Source organism: Polycladomyces zharkentensis (assembly GCF_016938855.1).
Lineage (GTDB): Bacteria > Bacillota > Bacilli > Thermoactinomycetales > JIR-001 > Polycladomyces > Polycladomyces zharkentensis.
Genome location: NZ_JAFHAP010000005.1, coordinates 120,716 through 140,085 on the forward strand (window position 1 = coordinate 120,716; position 19,370 = coordinate 140,085).

Sequence of the window (19,370 nt, forward strand, 5' to 3'; positions counted from 1 at the left end):
TCTTATGATACCGCTTACATCATTCCACAGATTCAATCTGACTACGGGAGTGTGAAACCTGTGAAGAAAACAGGGATATCAAGTCGGCTCAAACACGTTTTTTTCAGCTCCGTTCTGTTATTTCTGTTACCTGGATGCAGTGATCGATTTGTCCTGTTTGATCCTGCCGGTCCTGTAGCGCATACAGAATATCGGTTCATTGTGCTTTCAGCGATTTTGGTCTCGCTGGTAGTCATTCCCGTCCTTGGTCTCCTGATCTACATTGTGATCCGTTACCGGGATCGCCCTGGAAATCAGGCCCCTTACCAACCCAACTGGACGGACAGCAAAATTTTGGAAGTCATATGGTGGGGCATTCCCATACTGATCGTCGCTATTCTTGGCGTATTTACCGTTCGGGACACATACGCACTGACCCGGCCACCGACAAATCAGAAGCCCATCACCATACAAGTGGTTTCGTTGGATTGGAAGTGGATGTTTCTTTATCCTGATTCAAAGATCGCCACTGTCAACTACTGTGAAATTCCCACAGGAGTACCGGTGCAATTCGTGTTGACTGCAGACGCACCCATGAACTCATTCTGGGTTCCACAGTTGGGTGGACAGATGTACACCATGCCGGGAATGGAGATGTATCTTTGGTTGCAGGCAGACCGTCCGGGCGTATACGACGGTAAAGGAGCCAACTTTACCGGAAAAGGATTTGCACACATGAACTTTCAAGTGGTTGCCAAACCGAAGTCTGAATTTGAGTCGTGGGTAAAAAAGGTCAAAGCATCAGCACCTGCTTTAACGAATGAAAAATACAATCAGCTCGTCAAGCCAAGTATTGTCAACCGACAATCTTATTCCTCTTACCCAACCTCGCTATATCAAAATATCGTCGATAAAAACGGAGGAAAGTATTGGCACACAAATCATGAGCACCATTAAATCCTCTGGAAAGTGATGAGAAAGGTGGAAGTGGAGGATGTTCAATCAACTTGTTGGGTACTTGCGAGAAGCTGACCCCTTGATCCAGATGTCAGCAGTTGCGATTGTTTTCACTCTGATCGGCATCGTGGCCGCGCTGACGTACTACAGGAAATGGGGATGGCTGTGGCGCGAATGGATCACGACAGTTGATCATAAAAAGATCGGGATCATGTATCTGATTTGCGCCCTGTTGATGTTGTTTCGTGGCGGTGTGGACGCTCTGCTGATGCGGACCCAGCTCGCTTTTCCAGGCATGAATTTTTTGGACGCACAACACTACAATGAAATCTTTACCACACACGGAACCATCATGATATTGTTCGTGGCGATGCCCTTGCTTTTTGCCATGATGAATATCGTGGTACCGTTGCAAATCGGCGCGCGTGACGTAGCCTTTCCCTTCCTGAACGCCGTAAGTTTCTGGTTGTTTTTCTTTGGCGCATTGCTGTTTAACCTTTCCTTCGTACTGGGCGGCTCTCCTGATGCCGGGTGGGTCAGCTATCCGCCTTTGGCGGAGTTGTCGCACAGCCCGGGACCGGGAATCAATTATTATGTTCTTTCCCTTCAAATATCCGGGATTGGAAGCATCGCAACAGGAATCAACTTTATTGTCACGATCCTGAAAATGCGTGCCCCCGGTATGACACTCATGAGGATGCCGTTATTTACCTGGTCCGTTCTTGCATCTTGTATTGTGATTATCTTTGCCTTTCCCGCCTTTACAGTTGCACTCGCGCTGTTGGGACTGGATCGGATCGCCGGAACCCATTTCTTTACGATGCAACATGGCGGGAACCCAATGATGTACGTCAATCTCTTTTGGATTTGGGGACACCCGGAAGTTTATATTGCCATCCTTCCTGTGTACGGTATTTTCTCCGAAGTGGTCAGCACATTTAGCAGGAAAACCATTTTCGGTTACAAATCGATGGTCATTTCACTCATGCTGATCAGCGTCATCGGCTATTTTGTCTGGGTACACCATTTCTTTACGATGGGTGCCGGTCCGGGGGTAAACAGTTTCTTTTCGGTGGCTTCGATGGCGGTTGGCATCCCTACAGGGGTAAAGGTTTTCAACTGGCTGTTCACGATGTTCAGAGGCCGGATCCGACTCACATTACCGATGCTCTGGACGCTTGCCTTTATCCCCTGTTTTGCCATCGGTGGAGCGACCGGGGTCATGCTGGCGGCGGCTCCTGGAGATTATCAGTTTCACAATAGTTACGTTGTCATCGCTCACTTCCATCAGACATTGATTGGAGGGGCGGTATTTGGGTTACTTGCAGGGATGTATTACTGGTGGCCGAAAATGTTTGGATTCAAATTGAACGAAACCCTCGGCAAATGGGCGTTCTGGTTCTTCAACATTGGATTTTATGTTTGTTTCATGCCGCAATACGCGCTGGGACTCATGGGAATGACCCGACGTGTGTACACGTATCCCGCTGAAACAGGGTGGGGGACACTCAACTTTGTTTCAACCATTGGTGCGTATTTGATGGGTATCGGGTTTCTCTTTATTGTGGTTCAAGTCCTTTACAGTATTCGTTACGGGGAACGCGACACGACGGGGGACCCGTGGGATGGCCGCACATTGGAATGGTCCCTTCCATCGCCTGTCCCTCATTACAATTTTGCCCAAATCCCCACAGTCCATGGCCGGGATGCCTGGTGGGAGATGAAACAACAACGGAAAGAAGACAGCCTGTTTTCAACAAAAGAGTTGAAACCCATTCACATGCCGAACAATTCGGCTCTGCCTTTCTTCATGGGGTTGGCGTTCTTTGTCGCCGGATTCGGTTTGGTCTTTAACCAATTCATGATCGCTACAGTCGGGCTGATCGGTGTGGTGGTGTGCATGCTGTGGCGTTCGCTTGAAAAAGATACGGGCCACTGGATTTCCGTTGACGAAATCAAGCAAATGGAAGCGTCATAAGGGGGTTGTAATATGGCTGAAGTAACCGGAAGCCCGATCTCCAATCAGCAGTCATTCGAACATGGCATGGAAGAAGAAGAAAAACACATCCTCGGTTTCTGGATTTTCTTGGCGTCTGATCTTGTGCTGTTTGCTTGTCTGTTTGCCACCTATCTCGTACTGCGCACGCATACGGATGGGGGGCCAACGGAGGCGCAGCTGTTTGACATTCCGATGTTTACACTTGAAACCTTTATCTTGTTAACCAGCAGTTTTACCTGTGGACTGGCTGTGCGTGAAATGCGTAATGGCCATTTTGGACGGCTCATGGGGTGGCTGGCTGTGACCGTCTTGCTCGGTCTCGCGTTTGTCGGGATCGAGGTCAATGAATTTATCACTTATTCGTTGGAAGGGGCCACGATGCAGCGCAGTGCGTTCCTGTCCGGGTTCTTCACTCTGGTGGGCACACACGGTCTTCATGTTTCCCTGGGGATCGTCTGGATGATCTCTGTCGGGATCCAGCTGATTCGTGATCGGATCCAACCCACGACAGCCCGGAAATTATTCAACGCTGGATTGTATTGGCACTTCCTGGATGTGGTATGGGTAATGATCTTTACGGTCGTTTATCTCATGGGGGTGATGAAATGATGAACAAAGAACATTTATCAAAGAAGACTTTCCCTTGGGCGCATGTCATCGGTTATGTCGGATCCATTGTGCTGACGGTTTTGGCGCTGTGGTTCACTGTGAAAGCTCCCTTGTCCCAAGGGAGCATCATTACCATCTTATTGGCACTGGCCGTCCTTCAGATCCTGATACAATTGATCTTCTTTATGCATATCACAGAAAGCCGCGGTCCGGCTTATCATTCCATTGCGATCGCACTCGGGTTTTTGTTCACGTTTGCCGTTGTTGCCGGATCGTTATGGGTCATGTCTTTTAATTCCCAGGTTCAATGATCTCCAGTGAGGAGTGGGAAAGATGTCGGCTCCGTTGTTGGATTCTGTTCAATCACCGCCACGCACCTTTTTGATGGCGATGAAAAAATGCAAAGCATACCTTACGCTCACCAAACTGCGAATCGTGATCTTCATGATTTTTACGGCGATCTGCGCAGCAATCGTTGCCAAAGGAGAATTGCCCGATGTTTGGACAATGGCCGCAATGGCGATCGGTCTGGTTCTGTCCGCCGCAGGGGCGTCGGCGATTAACATGTGGTACGACCGTGACATCGACGAAATCATGAAGCGAACGATGGGGCGACCGCTTCCGACCGGGCAGCTACGGCCGCAATTTGCTCTGCTCTTCGGTATCGGATTGGAACTGTTGTCCGTGATTTGGCTATGGGTGTTTGTTAACGGTCTTACGTCGATATTGTCTCTTGTCGGTTTTTTGTATTACACCGTGATTTACACCATGTGGCTGAAAAGAAAAACACCGCAAAATATTGTGATAGGGGGTGGGGCTGGGGCCATTCCGCCCATGATAGGCTGGTCGGCAGTCACAGGGAATATTGGCTGGCCGGCCGTCATCATGTTCGCGATCATCTTCTTTTGGACCCCTCCCCATTTCTGGCCGCTGGCGATCGTGAAAAATGACGAATATGTACGTGCAGGCGTTCCGATGATGCCGGCCGTTCGGGGGCCCAGAAACACGAAAAGACAGTGCCTGTTTTACACTTTCGTTCTTTTGCTCACTACTTTCAGTCTGTATTTTACCGGTGCTGTAGGCGGTTTGTATTTGGCAGCAGCGATCATATCCGGCTTGGCATTTTTGTTCTTTCACATACGCATGTGGTATGAACCGGATGATCGCACCGTGTGGGCGAAACGAACATTTTTCGCTTCACTGTTTTACTTGATGGTTTTGTTTGCCTCTATGGCGATTGATTCACTGCTTTCGTTCTTCGTTTTCTCCTGAAAAGGGGGGCTGTTAAGGTATGATAAAATCTGGTGAGAAACCAACCAACCTCTTTCCATTGGCGCTCGTCACCCTTGTTGGGTTGTTTTTGGTCAATATCTTGGGCTTTATTGACACCCAAACCGGTTCAGAGCTAGGATGTGGGAGAGACTGGCCGTTTTGTAAAGGGGGGATCATTCCTGCCGAGTGGGATTTTCATACGGCTATTGAGTTTATTCATCGATTGATTGTGGTCATTGATCTCGTTCTCTTGGTCTTCCTGACTGTAGCCACATGGAAACGATACCGAACAAGAAAAGAGATCCGGGTTCTAATGGGGATCTGTTTTGCTGGCTTTGTTGGGGAAGCTGCTCTGGGAGCGATGACTGTTTTATTTGATAATCCCCCTTCAGTGCTAGCCCTTCATATGGGATTGTCACTCGTCTCATTTAGCGCTTTGTATTTGTGGACGGCCATCCTTCGACAGATCGAAACCGGAAAAGGCCAAATGCTTGTCACACGCGAGACCGACCGTGTGAAACAGCTGGGCAAATGGGCATGGGGAACGTTCATTTCCTGTTTTTTGGTCATCTATTTTGGTTCGTATGTTTCGTTCACCGGATCGGGAGTCTATTTCCAGGGATGGCCCTTTCCAACGGAGTCCTACAGTCAGGTGCATGAAGCCTTGTTCATTGATTGGACTCACCGACTCATGGCCTTTGCGTTGTTGTTGTTGATTCTGAGAATGAACCTCTTGGCTTATCGGATACGCTTGGAAAGAAAAGATTTATGGACAGGGAGCATTCACGCCCTTCTTCTGGCTGTTCTGCAAATACTCAGCGGTGCACTGCTGATTTTCACAAAGTTGCACCTAGTGGCGTTTCTACTCCATGTTTCGATCGTGACCCTGTTGGTTTGTTCTTTAAGTTTGCTGGGATTCAAAACATTGCTTTCCACAAGGGGACTGACCTTGACCCGTCAGAACGGGTAACCCTCAAGCGTTCATAACGGAAAAATCCATCTCGAAAAGGAAGTGAAAAAATGAGCCAAGCTGTAAGCACCTACGAAGGATGGTTTGTCTATCATGATTTTCGCAAGATCGATTGGAACAAATGGAAATCCATCCACCCCTCCAAAAGGGAACAAATGATGCAAGAGTTGCTTGACACCATCCGGGAATGGTCATCGGTTGAGAACAACCGTAAAGGCAGCTTTGGTCAATATGCCGTCCTTGGGCATAAAGCCGATCTGTTGTTTGTTCATCTTCGCCCCACAATCGACGAATTAAACGAAGTAAAGTTGCAGTTTGACAAACTGGATTTTGCCGATGTCACTTCAACTCCCTATTCCTTTACTTCCGTTGTTGAACTCAGTTCTTACACGATTCCTCCGGGTACCGATCCCTTTAGTGATCCTGCTTTCCGGGAACGTCTCGAACCGATCCTGCCAAAAACGCAATATGTATGTTTCTACCCCATGAATAAGCGGAGACTCGGGGACGATAACTGGTATATGCTCTCGGTTGAAGAACGCAGAAAAATGATGAAAAGCCACGGCATGATCGGCCGTTCGTATGCGGGTAGGGTTCGGCAGATCATTACAGGTGCGATCGGCTTCGATGATTGGGAATGGGGAGTTTCCTTGTTTTCAGACGACCCCTTGACTTTCAAAAAGCTGGTAACTGAAATGAGGTTTGATGAGGTAAGTGCGCGGTTTGGCGAATTTGGCCCCTTTTACGTCGGTTGCAGGCTGACGAGTGACGGGTTGAATGCTTTGCTCAGCGACAACATCAAATGATCCCATTGAAAAAGGAAGAATGAACCTCTCCTGAGTTGATGGACAAACCCTCGACTTTTTCGAAAGAAATGGCCGAGGGTTTGATATTTCAGCGATACGAGCGACAATCCCAAACGCGACCGAGTTTCGATTCCGAAAGCGCAGGAGCAGATCGTGGGCAAATTCCCTCATGAATCGTACTTTGCCCGTACCCGCTCCCGGTTCGCAGCGGCCAAGACCGGGTTCCTTGCAGTACAGGTGGTGTAAAGCCTCTTAACTCTCTTGTGTTATTTTGGTATATTGATATCGACCAAAGTTCATATCCATTCATGAAAAGGAACCTGATCGTTCATTTCGTTTTCGGAAGGAAAGGAAATTGATGATCATGGGACTCCTTCATCATGACGTGACGTTGTTGAACTTTGGCGACGCTTATCCTTGGCAACGTGAGCTGTCCGGCTTTGCCGACGAATGGATCGAGCTTACGGACATCACGGAGGCCCATCTGTTTTGCTCGCACGAAGCGTTGACAGAAATTGGTCATCGGCTGTCCGGCCGGACCAGTCGCGGGATCACGTATATCGGAAGCGGAAATTACCACTATGTCACGTATCTTTTGCTCAGCAAAATCAACCGGCCATTCAGCCTCGTCCTGTTTGACAACCACACCGATGCGAAGCTGACGGACGGCATGTCCGGGCTGTTGTCGTGCGGATCGTGGGTGGCCGAGGCGGCAGCGCGCTTTCCGCATCTGCGGCAAGTGCTGATCGTCGGGGTTTGTGCGGAGCAAAATCACTCTCCCTCTGAATCTCTCGGTAAAACCGTCCTTTGGCCGAGCGTAGGGGAACCGCAGAAACTGCTTTCCGTGATTCCGACTGAAGACGTTTATATCAGTATCGACAAGGATGTATTGGATCGTTCGTTTGCCGTAACCAACTGGGATCATGGAAACATGCATCTGCGGGAACTGCTCGCGGCACTGCAAACACTCGTCCGGCAGAAGAACGTCCTCGGTATCGACGTCTGCGGCGAACTGCCGGTACCCCCTGCTGAAGTCTGGCGTTACACCGATCAACTCCGTCTGAACGAGCAGGCCAATCTGGCCATCCTCCAATCCGTGCTGTGCGCGTAGTCCGCTGAGGCAGAAACATGCGGTGGGACAGCCGGATTTCCGCTCCGCACCCGGCCGTAAGCAGCCATCCCCAAAAAGTGAATGAACACCACGATTCGAACAGTGCCATATCAAAATTGGAGTCGCGGCGGCTACCCATTTTTCGAAAACTTTCATGGGAAGGTGACCGAAAATGAAGTACCGTCGTCTTGGAAACTCCGGATTGAAAGTAAGCGAAATCAGCCTGGGAAGCTGGCTGACATATGGCGGCTATGTCGGTAAAGAGCAGGCGATCTCCATCATCGACAAGGCCTACGAACTGGGTATCAACTTCTTCGACACGGCCAACATTTATATGAACGGCGAAGCGGAGAAGATCGTCGGTGAGGCCTTACGGAAGTATCCCCGCGAATCGTACGTGCTGGCGACAAAAGTTTGGGGACCGATGGGCGAACGTCCCAACGACCGGGGATTGTCCCGCAAGCACATCATGGAACAGTGCGAAGCCAGCTTGAAACGGCTGGGTCTAGATTACATCGACGTATACTACTGCCACGCCTTCGACTACGACACGCCCATGGAAGAAACCCTGCGGGCGATGGACGATCTCGTCCGGCAGGGCAAAGTGTTGTACATTGGTATCAGCAACTGGACAGCGGCGCAAATCGCCGAAGCAGTTTCCATCGTGGATCAATATCTGCTGCACCGGATTGTGGTGAATCAGCCGCTGTACAACATGTTTGCGAGGGAGATCGAGGAGGAAATCATTCCGCTGTGTGAGCGGAACGGCATCGGACAAGTCGTCTACTCGCCACTTGCCCAGGGCGTGCTTGCCGGCAAATACAAAGCGGTGACAGATGCGCCTGCGGGCAGTCGGGCAACCGACAAACACGGCACGGAGACGGTAAAATCGTGGCTGAAAGAGGAAAACTTGCGCAAGGTGGAACGTCTGCGTCCGATCGCCAAAGAACTCGGACTATCCTTGGCTCAGCTGGCGCTGGCCTGGACGCTGCGCCAACCGAACGTCTCCAGTGCGATCATCGGGGCGAGCAGGCCCGAACAGGTGGAAGACAATATCAAAGCCTCGGGAGTGGTGATTCCGGACGAGGCACTGGCGAAGATCGACGAGATTTTGCAGGCATCCTGATGTCAAAATGCAAAGCATCCGGCAGTTCAGACCGAGATTCATATACAAATGCAACAAGCCGGTTCCCCCTATGGAGAGGGAGCCGGTTTTTTCGTTGTTGGGTCTTGGATGTTATGGCTAAATGATTTCGGACTTTTTCGAATCAAGGATGGAGTCCGCATGTATCTTTCACGGAGTACCAGCTGTGCCGTGTGTTGACCTGCCCTGGCCGACTTGTTTTTTTCCACGAATTAGTATATAATAAGTTTGTCGTTGTTATCAGCCGCTTGGTATGAGTGCTAACAACCTACGCAGTCGGTGATTTCGGCAGAAGACTTTGGCAGCGCTGCAAACGGTCTTGCTGTCCGGGATGGCCACTCTCTTTCATTTACCTTTCTTCTCTCTTTGGTGATAGATTCCACATCTAGCCAAATGGGGGGATGTAAATGAAAGCACTGTTGTTAGCTGGCGGGTTGGGAACACGTTTGAGACCTCTGACTGAACACCTCCCCAAGCCCATGGCTCCGGTCGTCAATCGGCCATGGCTTGAACACCTCATCCTACACCTCAAATCTCAAGGCATTTCTGAGTTCGTCATTGCTGTCAAACACAACGCGGATGTCATTCGGAGATACTTCGAAGACGGGAGCAAATTCGGCGTTCGCATTGAGTACAGCCAGGAGCCTGAGCTGCTCGGTACAGCTGGGGCCATCAAGCATGCGGAACAGTTGTTGACGGATCGGTTCATCGTCGTGAACGCCGACATCATCAATCATGTCGAGCTTGTGCCGTTGCTGGAATTCCATCAGACGAACGGTGCGCTGGTCACGATTGGGTTGACGGAAGTGGATGACCCCTCTCACTACGGTGTAGTCCTGCAAACCATGTCGGGCCGGATTGTCCGCTTTGTGGAGAAACCGCCCCGTCACGCCGCGCCTTCCAATCGTATCAATGCGGGCATTTACGTGATGGAGAAAGAGGCGTTGAAATGGATTCCGGCCGGGCGCGAGGTGTCGATCGAGCGTGAGACATTCCCGACGCTGATTCGCAAAGGGTTCCCCGTTTACGGCTGGCTCGTGCGTGGCTACTGGCTGGATATGGGGACGCTCGACCGTTATCTTGCGTTGCACCGGGATGTTCTCGACGGCAAGTGCGCTCTTCAGCTTTCTTACCCTGAGCAAAAAGAAGGCATATGGACAGGTGCGGACGTCGACATATCCGACGATGTGACGCTGGTACCACCCGTGGTCATCGGAAACGGCGTGAAGATTGGTCACGGTTGCGTGGTCGGTCCCTATGCGGTGCTGGGTGACAAAGTGACAGTTGAATCCGGTAGCGCTTGCTCACACTCCGTCGCCTTGCCGGGTGCTCGCCTCGAGAGCAACCGTACAATCCGTAACGCCATCTTCGGCCAGGACTTTTTTGTTGAAGTACAACCTCCAGTTTATGCAGTCAACAAGAAGGTGGTTCAAAGATGAGTCATGTTGCGTATGTCAGCACGTATGTACCGAAGCGGTGCGGCCTCGCCACCTACACCGACCATCTCCGGCAGTACGTCCGGAACGCGGAGAAAGGGTGCGAGTCCGATACCGTGATCTCGATCGTCAACCAAAGCGACGACTTGCAGGCGTACGACCCGTCGCTGTGGTTTCTCCGTCGCGATGTCCGCGAGGATTACCGCAAGTTGGCCCAACGCGTAAACGACAGCCCGGTCACCGTGATTTCGCTGCAGCACGAGTTCGGGATATTCGGCGGCGACGCCGGCGAATACGTGTTGGATTTCGTGCGCGAATTGCGCAAGCCGTTAGTCACCACATTCCACACGGTACTTGAGTCTCCCCAAGAGCCCCATCGCAGTGTGCAAGAGGAAATTGCGCGACACAGCGACCGCATTGTGGTAATGAATCGGCGGGCCATCGACCTGTTGGTCAATCAGTATCAATTGCCGAAGAGCAAATTGATGTACATCCCGCACGGCACCCCGGTGTCATCGCCGGACCGGCGCGAACCGATGCGCAAGCAACTTGGCTGGACTGACAAGCGAGTCGTGATGACATTTGGGCTGCTCAGCCGAAACAAGGGCATTGAACTGATCCTCAAAGCCTTGCCAGAAGTGGTTCGCCGGATTCCGAACGTCCTGTACGCCATCGTTGGCCAAACCCACCCTGAGGTGAAAAAACACGAAGGAGAAGCGTACCGGGAACAGCTGAACGAGATGATCCGGGAGCTCAATTTGGAGCAACACGTCGTGATGATCGACCGCTACCTCTCCGAGGACGAGTTGGTCGACCACATTATGGCTTGCGATCTGTACGTCACACCGTATCCCGGCATGCAACAGATCACGAGCGGAACGCTGGCCTACGCGGTGGGACTGGGTCGGCCTGTCTTGAGCACGCCGTACGTGTACGCACAAGACTTACTCGGTGAATTTGAGGATCTGCTCATCCCATACGGCGACGTGGATGCTTGGGCGCAGGCCATCGGCCGTCTCTTGTCCGATTCCGCCACTTTGCAGCAATGGGAGCGGCGAATCCAGCAGATTGGGCGCGAGATGTCTTGGCCGCGAGTCGGCGAGTCGCACGCCCGGTTGTTCGGTGAGCTGTCGCAGACACACCGGAAGTTTGAATCTGAAGGCAACGTCGTTGGGTCCGTTTCCCGTTAAACTGACCCACCTGCGCCGGCTCACCGACGACACGGGAATGATCGAACACTGCATCGGGAAAATCCCACGTCGAAAGGAAGGCTATTCCACGGACGACAACGCCCGGGCGCTTTGGGCATGCGTCGAATGGGGCCGATACGCCCATCGCACCTGGAACAACGAAGCAGGTGAACAATTGTCCGACCTGGCCGACACGTACCTGGCGTTCTTGGCTTGGGTACAAAAAGATGACGGTCACTTCCACAACAATGTCGCGTATGACCGCCAATGGGAACCTGAGCAGCCGTCGGACGACTGCCTGGGACGCGTCCTGTGGGCCACTGCGACTGCTGCGGTGTGGGATCTCAACCGGGATCGAGCCCGCGTAGCCCAGCGTTTGTGCCGAAACGGGTTTCGTGCGATCGGCAGCATCCAGTTTCCGCGCGGCATGGCGCACGTACTGTCAGCGGCGAGTCTGCTTGTGCGTGAAGCGGAAGCGAATCCTGAATTGGAACAACCGTTCCGAGATTGGGTGCTGCATGAGCTGCCGACTGTCGCTCAGCAGCTCGGCGAACGACTGCTCCATCAATACCGCAGCCATGCCAAACCGGGATGGCGGTGGTTTGAGGACACCATGACCTACAGCAACGGCGTCTTCCCCTGGGCGTTGTTCCACTGGCATGAGACGTTCCCGTCCAGTGAGGCGAAACAGACGGCCAAGGACAGCCTTGATTTCCTGATCGAAAAAATGACGGGATCACACGGCGTGATCCGGCCGATCGGCAACCGCGGATGGTGCACGCCGCAAAGCACCAGCCAATGGGATCAACAACCGGTGGAAGTGATGAAGTTGGCGATGGCCTGCCAACAAGCGTACAAGGTCACCGGTGAAAAGGGTTACCTGACGGTGCTGGACAAGTGCCGGGCATGGTTCCACGGTAAAAACGACCTCGGTGTACCGATGGCCGATGCGTCGGACGGTTCCAGTTGCGACGGACTGACCGAGAACGGCCCCAATCGCAATCGAGGCGCCGAATCCACATTGGCCTACTTGATCACGGAAGCGATTTTCCATCAAACCATGGAGGGGGATGACGATGAGTGTGCTGACGAATAAGGACAACGCGATCGTTTCGCATGTGTTTCGGGAGTATGACATCCGGGGAATCGTCGGCGAAGAAATCCACGAGTCATTCGCCTACTGGTTGGGTCGGGCGTTTGCGCGCCGGGTGCGCGCGGAAGGCCAACGAACGGTGGTCGTTGGACGCGACAACCGGCAAAGTTCGCCCGCGCTTGCCCGTGCGGTCGCCGCGGGGCTGGGTGACGAACAGTGTGAAGTATTGGACATCGGGGAAGTCACCTCGCCGATCTTCTATTTCAGCCTCGAACACCTCAATGTCCCGTCCGGCATCATGGTCACGGCGAGCCACAACCCTCCCAACGAGAACGGATTCAAAGTGGCGCAGAACAAGACGACCCTGTTCGGCGAATCGGTCAAAAGCCTGTACAAGGAAATGGTGGCTGTAGCCGAAGAAACCGGCGCCAAACCGGTCATTCGGCAGGACGTTCCGACGAAAGCGGTTGACATTCGCACGCCGTACCTCGACATGTTGCAACAAAAGATCCAATTGGGCGACCGCAAGTTGAAAGTGGTCGTGGACTGCGGCAACGGTACCGCGTCTTCGTTCGCACCGGAGGCACTGAGGCTTTGGGGATGTGAAGTTGTGCCCCTGTACTGCACGTCGGACCCGACGTTCCCAAACCACCATCCAGACCCCGTTGATCCGAAGAACCTCACAGACCTCATCCGGATGGTGAAGGAGACGGGGGCGGACCTCGGGATCGCATTTGACGGCGATGGCGACCGCCTCGGTGTGGTGGACGAAACCGGTCGCATCCGCTGGGGAGACCAGTTGATGATTCTTTACTGGCGTGAAATCCTGCCCAAATACCCGGGATGTGATGCGTTCGTCGAAGTCAAATGTTCGCAGGCGCTGGTCGAAGAAATCAAACGGCTCGGCGGCAAGCCCCAATTCCACCGCACGGGTCACTCGCACATCAAGGCGACGCTGCGCAGGACCAACGCGCCGTTTGCAGGGGAAATGTCGGGCCACCTGTTCTTCAACGATGAGTTCTACGGATTTGACGATGCGCTGTATGCCGCGGGGCGGCTTTTGCGGATTCTGTCCCGGGACACGAAGCCACTCTCCGCTATGTTTGCAGACGTACCGCAGTACCATGCGACACCGGAGACGCGCGTAACCTGTGAGGAATCGCAAAAGTCGTTGGTCATCGAGCGGGTGAAAGAGCACTTCGCAAAGCAGTACCCGATTGTGGACGTGGACGGAGCGCGCATCCAGTTCCCGTCCGGGTGGGCGTTGGTGCGCAGTTCGAACACGCAACCCATTCTCGTGTTGCGGGCTGAAGCGGACAGCGCCGAGAGCCTGGAGAAGATTAAGCGCGAAGTAGAAGAAGTCGTGCGGGCCAGCGGCATCACCTCCACCATCCCGTGGTGATGCCGCGGCATTTGCAGTGGACAACCTTGGATCGGGCGAGATGGTAGGTGAATCCGATGAACAAATGGGAACCTGTCAAATTCACCCCCATCGCCGTGCCGCGGATCTGGGGTGGACACACGCTGAAATCTTGGTTCGGCACCGACACCGACCAACCGATTGGCGAATACTGGGTGGTTTCCAGCCATCCGCATGGCACGAGCGTCGTTGAACAGGGGGCGTTCCAAGGGAAGACGTTGAACGACTTGGTGCGGGAATACCCGGAAGCATACCTCGGCGACAGCCCGCAACCGCGGTTCCCGCTCCTGATTAAATTTATCGAGGCAGCGCAAGATCTTTCCGTCCAGGTACACCCGGACGACGAGTACGCGCGCAGGACGGAGTCGGATTTCGGAAAGACAGAAGCATGGTACGTGCTGGATTGCCCGGACGATGGGCGCGTCATCTACGGTCATCGATTCAAGTCGCGCCGGGACTATATGCAGGCTGTCGAGGAGAAGCGCGTAAAACCATATCTTGAGTACGTGCCGATCGCGCCGGGGCGGCTGGTGTTCGTTCCGTCGCGGACGCTGCACGCGCTGTTGGCCGGTACGGTGGTGCTCGAGATCCAGCAAACCTCCGACGTGACGTACCGGGTCTACGATTGGGATCGCGTGGACGAACATGGACGGAGTCGTGAGTTGCACGTAGAGAAAGCAGCCGACGTCCTGCAGTACGGTCCTCAGCCTGACCCCTTCCCGGCGGTGCAGGAAATTCCCGCGGCAGCCGGCCTGCGAGGGTCCCGTTTGGCCGCTTGTCCGTATTTCACCATTGACAGGTGGAACTTGTTGTCCGGCCGGCACTCCTTTATGCACGGGCGAAAGGGCAATCCGGACATCGTGATTGTGACGGACGGCCAAGGTACCTTGCTATGGCCCGGCGGCGACATGCCACTGCGCCGCGGTGACGCCGTGATCGTCCCCGCCACGTTGTCCGGTTACGAAGTGTCCTGTGCGGGCGGGATGGAGTTGATTCGCGTGTTCTACTAATCGTGACCCTTGTAAACATAACAATTGGGTGCAATGCTGTTACGAGAGATCGTATAAAAAGCGAGCGGGAAAACTCAGCCTTGGAATGAAAGCGAGTGTCGGACGCGGGAGGGCTTTGTCCCTCTCGCGAGTCCGACATTTTTTGTTTCTTGTTCCCATTAAGTGGGCCGGTAGCAAGTGATGGAAGTGGACCCTTGCAACACGTCGCAAGTTTGCTCGCGGTCAGACCGTAAAGAAAACATTGAAAGAACGTATCCATTGTTCATGCGGTTATGTGGCAGACAGAGATGTCAATGTCGCAAGAAATATCCTGTATCAAGGGATGGGATACGTTCCTGACCTGAGAGACGGACGATGAGAATCAACCTATTCCGGATTGGCCGAAGCCATCGTGGATGGATGTGGGGTGCCACGCCGGATGTAGCGAGAAGCCCACGGCGACCTAAAGGGAGTGTCTCCGGTGCTTCAACCGTGTGGGACAAAAATCGGACGCCATCGTTGAAGCAGATCGGTGGGCAAACGTAGTGATGTCTCATGACGACCGAAAATATCCGGGCCATTGGCGCACAGGGTATCGGGTTTTTTGTGACTGCAGCTGTCAGAGTAAGGTGTGCCTATGTGGCATCATCGATTGCTCACGGTGCACTGCTGTTGCTGACGAGGAGGATCGGTGGTTTTTCGCTTGGAAGAACCTTCTGCCAAACTAAAAATCCGCTAAATCCACCGAAGGGACCTCCAAAACCCCCGAAGGGAAATCCGCCCAATCCACCGAAGGGACCTTTTAAACCCCTGCCAATTTGATCAGTATATGCTGGATCTTGATGTTGAAGATACTCGTTTTCCATGGATGATGTACCCCCTTTTTTGGTTTTGCAGCCTTATAATACTCAGGTGACGAAGATAGGTGCCTAATTTCGAGGATCGACATCACCAATCTCAATAACATCATCGGCGGGCCAGGGTCGGATGCCGATCACGACATATAACGGTGAACGGTGCAATCACTGCTCATTGTTGATCGGTAAGCTCATGTCGTGTATTCATACTTCGATCTAACTTAGACATCAGTTGTTCTAAAACTAGTAGACCCCTGCCGTGGATGGCAGGGGTCCTTATATATTTAAGCAATTTTCCTCTTAGTGCATAACTTGTCCGCCTGTCACATTGATCGACTGTCCCGTCATATAAGACGCCTTGTCTGAGGCATAAAAGATAACTGCATTCGCGACATCGTCATATGTGCAGCCTCTTTTTAGCGGCACTTTGTCAATATACACCTGACGCACTTCTTCTGGTTTAATTCCCAATTTTTTCGCATATTGCGGTGTTAGACTCTGAAACATCGGGGAGTCTAAGAGATTTCCGGGCATAATGGCATTTACACGGATATTGTGTTCAGCCAAATCGAGCGCCAAACTCTGTGTCAATCCAACTCCGCCAAATTTGGATGCAGAGTATGCCGTGTTATACTTGCTGCCCACTTTTCCGGATTTGGAGTTGATTTGTATAATGTTACCGTATCCTTGCTTGATCATGACACGGGCGACTTCCCGTGCGCAAAGAAAATACCCGGTTAGGTTGACATCGATGGTTTTTTGCCAATCTTCCAGACTATATTCAGTCACTTTAGCCGCTTTTGCTACCCCTGCATTATAGACGAGGAGATCGATTTTGGCAAACTTCTTGACTGTCTGGTCGACCATATGTTTTACTTGCTCTTCCTTTGTAAGATCCGTTGCAATTGCGATGGATTGAACGGGAAAACACTCTTGAATCCTTTTGGCAACTTTTAGGGCATTTTCAGCATTGATATCAGCAACAACGACATGGTATCCTTCTTCAGCCAATCGATAACTTAATGCCTCTCCGAGGCTTTGTCCTCCACCCGCAACAATAGCAACCCGGTTTTTGCGCTCTCCACCCATGAAAAACCCTCCTTTTTCTATTTATCTTCTGATTACTTCAATGATTGTCCCAATTTTTACTTCTGCTATTTCACGATCCTCAAGAACAAGGTTTCCCGGCAAATCGGCTTCTTCGCTGCCAGTAAACTTTAGCGTAATATGCCCCAAGGAAGCGAGGTTTTGGTTAACCGCGTCGCCAACCGCAGTCACCAAATATTCGACGTCATCCAACTTTAACACGTCTCCGGCTTGAATCGATTCACTGAGTTCATTCACTTGATGGAGAAAACAATATTCCGCTAAGTCTTCCGGGGCGTTATCCTTAAAAAGAATCATCATCTTTTCATCCAAAAATTGCTCAGCCATCGGGCCAATTCCTGTGATCACGGTGTAATAGATCGTTCTCATGGTGATTACTCCTTTTTTATTGATAGAGCATGAGACTGGCTAGCCAAGCGATAAATACCGTTGGAGCTCCAGTTAGGAACCGTGAATACAGAACGGATGGCACGCCCACCTCTACGGTTTCTTTTTCAGCCTCAGCCAGCCCTAACCCAACCGGAATAAAGTCAGCAGCTGCTTGAGAGTTAATCGCAAATAACGCTGGCAATGCCAGATGAGGAGGAATATTTCCCCGTGCGATCTCCACTCCGATTAGAGTACCAACAACTTGTGCGATAACTGCCCCTGGACCCAGGAACGGAGACAATAGTGGAAAGGAGCATACCAAAGAAATGAGAATCAGCCCCGGCAGTGACCCTGCATAGGGAGACAGATATTTAGCAAAAAGGTTTCCGATTCCGGACTCCAAAATAATCCCAATCAAGAGAGACACAAAGGCCATAAAGGGCAAAATGGTACGAATCACAGTGTCGATGGCATCCCGACCTGCCTGGTAAAACACGCTAACCATATTGCCCATTCCCATGCCGATCTTCACCATAAAACCTTTGGGTTCTGTCTGTTCACTAATTTTTTTGTCTGTGCTATATTGATATTTGGTTATCTTTACATCTTCTTTTCTATTCACATCCGAAACGTTGGTTTTGGCTTCCTGACTTTCGGATGTTTTTTCTTGTTCTGCATAAGGCTTGATTTGTTCCGGTGTTACACCGGAGACATAGATGTCTTCTGTGATAAACTTAGCGAGCGGACCACTTTTGCCCGATGCCATGATGTTAATGGTCTTTATTCTTTTTTGAGGGTATATTCCGCAACGAAGGGTTCCACCACAATTGATAATGACGCAGGCAAGCTCATCATCGGGAACTTTTGTTTTAAAACCATCTACTAATTCGCACCCAGTGAGCAATGCAATTTTTTCGGCGATTTCCGGTTTTTCACCTCCGGTAATATAAGCTACTTTATTTTGCTTTTCGTTGGGAGTGATCACAAGAGGGCCACCAAATCCACCTGGGCCCGCCTCAACCACGATGGGTCGGTACTTTTGGCTCATGTTTGTTACCTCCAATCTCAAAGCTTGACTGTATCCTTCAATTGGATATTTTGTTGTCTAGAGACATACGCAGTGGTAAGGTCCGTCACCCATCCACGAAGAAAGTTGGTCAACACACCTACCAAAAAGTACATCAGAGCCAAGTTGGTTACCGGTAAACCGCGTTTGGTAATTCCGGCTGCAATTCCTAAAAAGACGAACAGTTCACCTGGGTTCACATGGGGGAATAAGCCATTCATCGTATGGCAGGAAAACGAAGCTGCTACATAATAGCTGGGTTTATATTTTTCAGGTAAGAATCGCCCCAGTGAGAGTGTCATCGGATTGGCCAATACAAAGGTACCGATGACAGGCAGGATCAAATAACGGGTAAAGACGTTTTTTCCACATTTTTGTGCAAGCCTTTCAACTCGTTTCTCTCCGATTAATCGGACCAGTGCATTCATCGCAACAAGCAACATGATCAAAAGAGGAACAATACCCGTTACTAAGTCGACGAAAACCTTCCCCCCATGCTCAAACAAGGACATAAAGCGGTCTGCGTATTTAGCAATTACGTCCATCCCTCTCACTCCTCTTTTATACTTGACTATTTCGCAATAAGGGATCAAATCTAGGTATTCAGTAGAGCTTCACCTCCTTTGTAGACGGTTTTGAAGTTATTTATGGCATTTTGAATAGCCTTGGCAGTCAATTGATCATACTCTCGCAAGTCGCTGTCCGTTAAGCGAAGCAGGTTTTTCCCTTCAAGCTTCTTCATACTCCTCAGCCGGGAGAAAACCGTTACTCCTTGTATCTTTTCGGCTTTGATGATTGAATGGTTTTTGTCGATCGCAATGAGGACCACTGTTCCCGCTCGAAATCTGCCAGTGTTTCGTCCTACTACCACTTGACCCAGTTTACACATGGCACGGAATCGTTGGTTAAAATGTTTAATTTGCAGATAACCAAGTACACTTTGAACAGCCCAAGATAGTCCAATCATAAGCAGGATCGACCCAGCCATCACTTCAC

Annotated in this window: 20 protein-coding genes; 14 read left to right on the plus strand and 6 right to left on the minus strand. The window is 51.4% G+C overall.

From position 1 onward, the window contains the following. Positions 1 to 60: 60 nt before the first annotated feature. From JQC72_RS05075 to JQC72_RS05140, 14 genes are all read left to right on the plus strand, one after another. Positions 61 to 936, plus strand: coding sequence for a ubiquinol oxidase subunit II (locus JQC72_RS05075; protein WP_335342399.1), 876 nt, complete (start codon positions 61 to 63; stop codon positions 934 to 936). Between the two features lie 37 nt (positions 937 to 973). Beyond that, on the plus strand, positions 974 to 2,914 hold the full coding sequence (gene qoxB, locus JQC72_RS05080; RefSeq protein WP_205493429.1) for a cytochrome aa3 quinol oxidase subunit I: 1,941 nt from the start codon (positions 974 to 976) through the stop codon (positions 2,912 to 2,914). A 12-nt stretch (positions 2,915 to 2,926) separates the two neighbouring features. Next, the gene (locus tag JQC72_RS05085; protein ID WP_205493437.1) at positions 2,927 to 3,544 is read left to right on the plus strand and encodes a cytochrome (ubi)quinol oxidase subunit III; all 618 of its coding nucleotides are present in this window, start codon (positions 2,927 to 2,929) and stop codon (positions 3,542 to 3,544) included. Then, positions 3,541 to 3,855, plus strand: coding sequence for a cytochrome o ubiquinol oxidase subunit IV (locus tag JQC72_RS05090; RefSeq protein ID WP_205493438.1), 315 nt, complete (start codon positions 3,541 to 3,543; stop codon positions 3,853 to 3,855). The genes JQC72_RS05085 and JQC72_RS05090 overlap by 4 nt, the downstream gene beginning before the upstream one ends. 22 nt (positions 3,856 to 3,877) lie before the next feature. Then, positions 3,878 to 4,816: a heme o synthase gene (locus JQC72_RS05095; protein ID WP_205493439.1), complete on the plus strand. Its 939-nt coding sequence runs from the start codon at positions 3,878 to 3,880 to the stop codon at positions 4,814 to 4,816. A gap of 19 nt (positions 4,817 to 4,835) precedes the next feature. Continuing rightward, positions 4,836 to 5,786: a COX15/CtaA family protein gene (locus JQC72_RS05100; RefSeq protein ID WP_205493440.1), complete on the plus strand. Its 951-nt coding sequence runs from the start codon at positions 4,836 to 4,838 to the stop codon at positions 5,784 to 5,786. A gap of 50 nt (positions 5,787 to 5,836) precedes the next feature. Beyond that, entirely contained in the window at positions 5,837 to 6,592 is a 756-nt protein-coding gene (gene hemQ, locus JQC72_RS05105) for a hydrogen peroxide-dependent heme synthase (RefSeq protein WP_205493442.1), read from the plus strand. 358 nt (positions 6,593 to 6,950) lie between these two features. After that, positions 6,951 to 7,703: an arginase family protein gene (locus tag JQC72_RS05110; RefSeq protein ID WP_302104514.1), complete on the plus strand. Its 753-nt coding sequence runs from the start codon at positions 6,951 to 6,953 to the stop codon at positions 7,701 to 7,703. Between the two features lie 172 nt (positions 7,704 to 7,875). Next, positions 7,876 to 8,829, plus strand: a complete 954-nt coding sequence (locus JQC72_RS05115) for an aldo/keto reductase family protein (protein ID WP_205493443.1) — start codon at positions 7,876 to 7,878, stop codon at positions 8,827 to 8,829. 425 nt (positions 8,830 to 9,254) lie between these two features. Continuing rightward, positions 9,255 to 10,286: a nucleotidyltransferase family protein gene (locus JQC72_RS05120; protein WP_205493444.1), complete on the plus strand. Its 1,032-nt coding sequence runs from the start codon at positions 9,255 to 9,257 to the stop codon at positions 10,284 to 10,286. Then, positions 10,283 to 11,473, plus strand: coding sequence for a glycosyltransferase family 4 protein (locus tag JQC72_RS05125; protein WP_205493445.1), 1,191 nt, complete (start codon positions 10,283 to 10,285; stop codon positions 11,471 to 11,473). Before JQC72_RS05120 ends, JQC72_RS05125 begins: the two co-directional genes overlap by 4 nt. Continuing rightward, entirely contained in the window at positions 11,454 to 12,569 is a 1,116-nt protein-coding gene (locus JQC72_RS05130; RefSeq protein WP_205493449.1) for a glycosyl transferase, read from the plus strand. Before JQC72_RS05125 ends, JQC72_RS05130 begins: the two co-directional genes overlap by 20 nt. Continuing rightward, complete coding sequence (locus tag JQC72_RS05135; protein WP_205493450.1) at positions 12,550 to 13,968, plus strand: phosphomannomutase/phosphoglucomutase; 1,419 nt, start codon at positions 12,550 to 12,552, stop codon at positions 13,966 to 13,968. The genes JQC72_RS05130 and JQC72_RS05135 overlap by 20 nt, the downstream gene beginning before the upstream one ends. Before the next feature lie 56 nt (positions 13,969 to 14,024). Further along, positions 14,025 to 14,996, plus strand: coding sequence for a type I phosphomannose isomerase catalytic subunit (locus JQC72_RS05140; protein WP_205493451.1), 972 nt, complete (start codon positions 14,025 to 14,027; stop codon positions 14,994 to 14,996). Positions 14,997 to 15,631: 635 nt separating this feature from the next. On the opposite strand, the gene JQC72_RS05145 is transcribed toward JQC72_RS05140, so the two are convergent. From JQC72_RS05145 to JQC72_RS05170, 6 genes are all read right to left on the minus strand, one after another. Further along, positions 15,632 to 15,841, minus strand: a complete 210-nt coding sequence (locus JQC72_RS05145) for a hypothetical protein (protein ID WP_205493452.1) — start codon at positions 15,839 to 15,841, stop codon at positions 15,632 to 15,634. Positions 15,842 to 16,132: 291 nt separating this feature from the next. After that, positions 16,133 to 16,921, minus strand: coding sequence for a sorbitol-6-phosphate dehydrogenase (gene srlD / locus JQC72_RS05150; RefSeq protein WP_205493454.1), 789 nt, complete (start codon positions 16,919 to 16,921; stop codon positions 16,133 to 16,135). Positions 16,922 to 16,942: 21 nt separating this feature from the next. Beyond that, on the minus strand, positions 16,943 to 17,308 hold the full coding sequence (locus tag JQC72_RS05155) for a PTS glucitol/sorbitol transporter subunit IIA (RefSeq protein WP_205493455.1): 366 nt from the start codon (positions 17,306 to 17,308) through the stop codon (positions 16,943 to 16,945). Positions 17,309 to 17,324: 16 nt separating this feature from the next. Next, positions 17,325 to 18,356, minus strand: a complete 1,032-nt coding sequence (gene srlE / locus JQC72_RS05160) for a PTS glucitol/sorbitol transporter subunit IIB (RefSeq protein WP_205493456.1) — start codon at positions 18,354 to 18,356, stop codon at positions 17,325 to 17,327. Positions 18,357 to 18,373: 17 nt separating this feature from the next. Next, positions 18,374 to 18,919, minus strand: coding sequence for a PTS glucitol/sorbitol transporter subunit IIC (gene srlA, locus JQC72_RS05165; protein ID WP_205493457.1), 546 nt, complete (start codon positions 18,917 to 18,919; stop codon positions 18,374 to 18,376). Between the two features lie 50 nt (positions 18,920 to 18,969). Then, the gene (locus JQC72_RS05170; RefSeq protein ID WP_205493458.1) at positions 18,970 to 19,362 is read right to left on the minus strand and encodes a transcriptional regulator GutM; all 393 of its coding nucleotides are present in this window, start codon (positions 19,360 to 19,362) and stop codon (positions 18,970 to 18,972) included. Between the last annotated feature and the right edge of the window lie 8 nt (positions 19,363 to 19,370).

What these genes read in the sequence shown, in the direction of transcription:
- JQC72_RS05095 (WP_205493439.1), top strand. Translation starts at nt 3,878, where the DNA reads ATGTCGGCTCCGTTGTTGGATTCTGTTCAATCACCGCCACGCACCTTT.
- qoxB (WP_205493429.1), top strand. Translation starts at nt 974, where the DNA reads ATGTTCAATCAACTTGTTGGGTACTTGCGAGAAGCTGACCCCTTGATC.
- JQC72_RS05170 (WP_205493458.1), bottom strand. Translation starts at nt 19,362, where the DNA reads ATGGCTGGGTCGATCCTGCTTATGATTGGACTATCTTGGGCTGTTCAA.
- JQC72_RS05135 (WP_205493450.1), top strand. Translation starts at nt 12,550, where the DNA reads ATGAGTGTGCTGACGAATAAGGACAACGCGATCGTTTCGCATGTGTTT.
- JQC72_RS05085 (WP_205493437.1), top strand. Translation starts at nt 2,927, where the DNA reads ATGGCTGAAGTAACCGGAAGCCCGATCTCCAATCAGCAGTCATTCGAA.
- JQC72_RS05110 (WP_302104514.1), top strand. Translation starts at nt 6,951, where the DNA reads ATGATCATGGGACTCCTTCATCATGACGTGACGTTGTTGAACTTTGGC.
- JQC72_RS05115 (WP_205493443.1), top strand. Translation starts at nt 7,876, where the DNA reads ATGAAGTACCGTCGTCTTGGAAACTCCGGATTGAAAGTAAGCGAAATC.
- hemQ (WP_205493442.1), top strand. Translation starts at nt 5,837, where the DNA reads ATGAGCCAAGCTGTAAGCACCTACGAAGGATGGTTTGTCTATCATGAT.
- JQC72_RS05140 (WP_205493451.1), top strand. Translation starts at nt 14,025, where the DNA reads ATGAACAAATGGGAACCTGTCAAATTCACCCCCATCGCCGTGCCGCGG.
- JQC72_RS05100 (WP_205493440.1), top strand. Translation starts at nt 4,836, where the DNA reads ATGATAAAATCTGGTGAGAAACCAACCAACCTCTTTCCATTGGCGCTC.
- srlA (WP_205493457.1), bottom strand. Translation starts at nt 18,919, where the DNA reads ATGGACGTAATTGCTAAATACGCAGACCGCTTTATGTCCTTGTTTGAG.
- JQC72_RS05125 (WP_205493445.1), top strand. Translation starts at nt 10,283, where the DNA reads ATGAGTCATGTTGCGTATGTCAGCACGTATGTACCGAAGCGGTGCGGC.
- JQC72_RS05120 (WP_205493444.1), top strand. Translation starts at nt 9,255, where the DNA reads ATGAAAGCACTGTTGTTAGCTGGCGGGTTGGGAACACGTTTGAGACCT.
- srlE (WP_205493456.1), bottom strand. Translation starts at nt 18,356, where the DNA reads ATGAGCCAAAAGTACCGACCCATCGTGGTTGAGGCGGGCCCAGGTGGA.
- JQC72_RS05155 (WP_205493455.1), bottom strand. Translation starts at nt 17,308, where the DNA reads ATGAGAACGATCTATTACACCGTGATCACAGGAATTGGCCCGATGGCT.
- srlD (WP_205493454.1), bottom strand. Translation starts at nt 16,921, where the DNA reads ATGGGTGGAGAGCGCAAAAACCGGGTTGCTATTGTTGCGGGTGGAGGA.
- JQC72_RS05145 (WP_205493452.1), bottom strand. Translation starts at nt 15,841, where the DNA reads ATGGAAAACGAGTATCTTCAACATCAAGATCCAGCATATACTGATCAA.
- JQC72_RS05090 (WP_205493438.1), top strand. Translation starts at nt 3,541, where the DNA reads ATGATGAACAAAGAACATTTATCAAAGAAGACTTTCCCTTGGGCGCAT.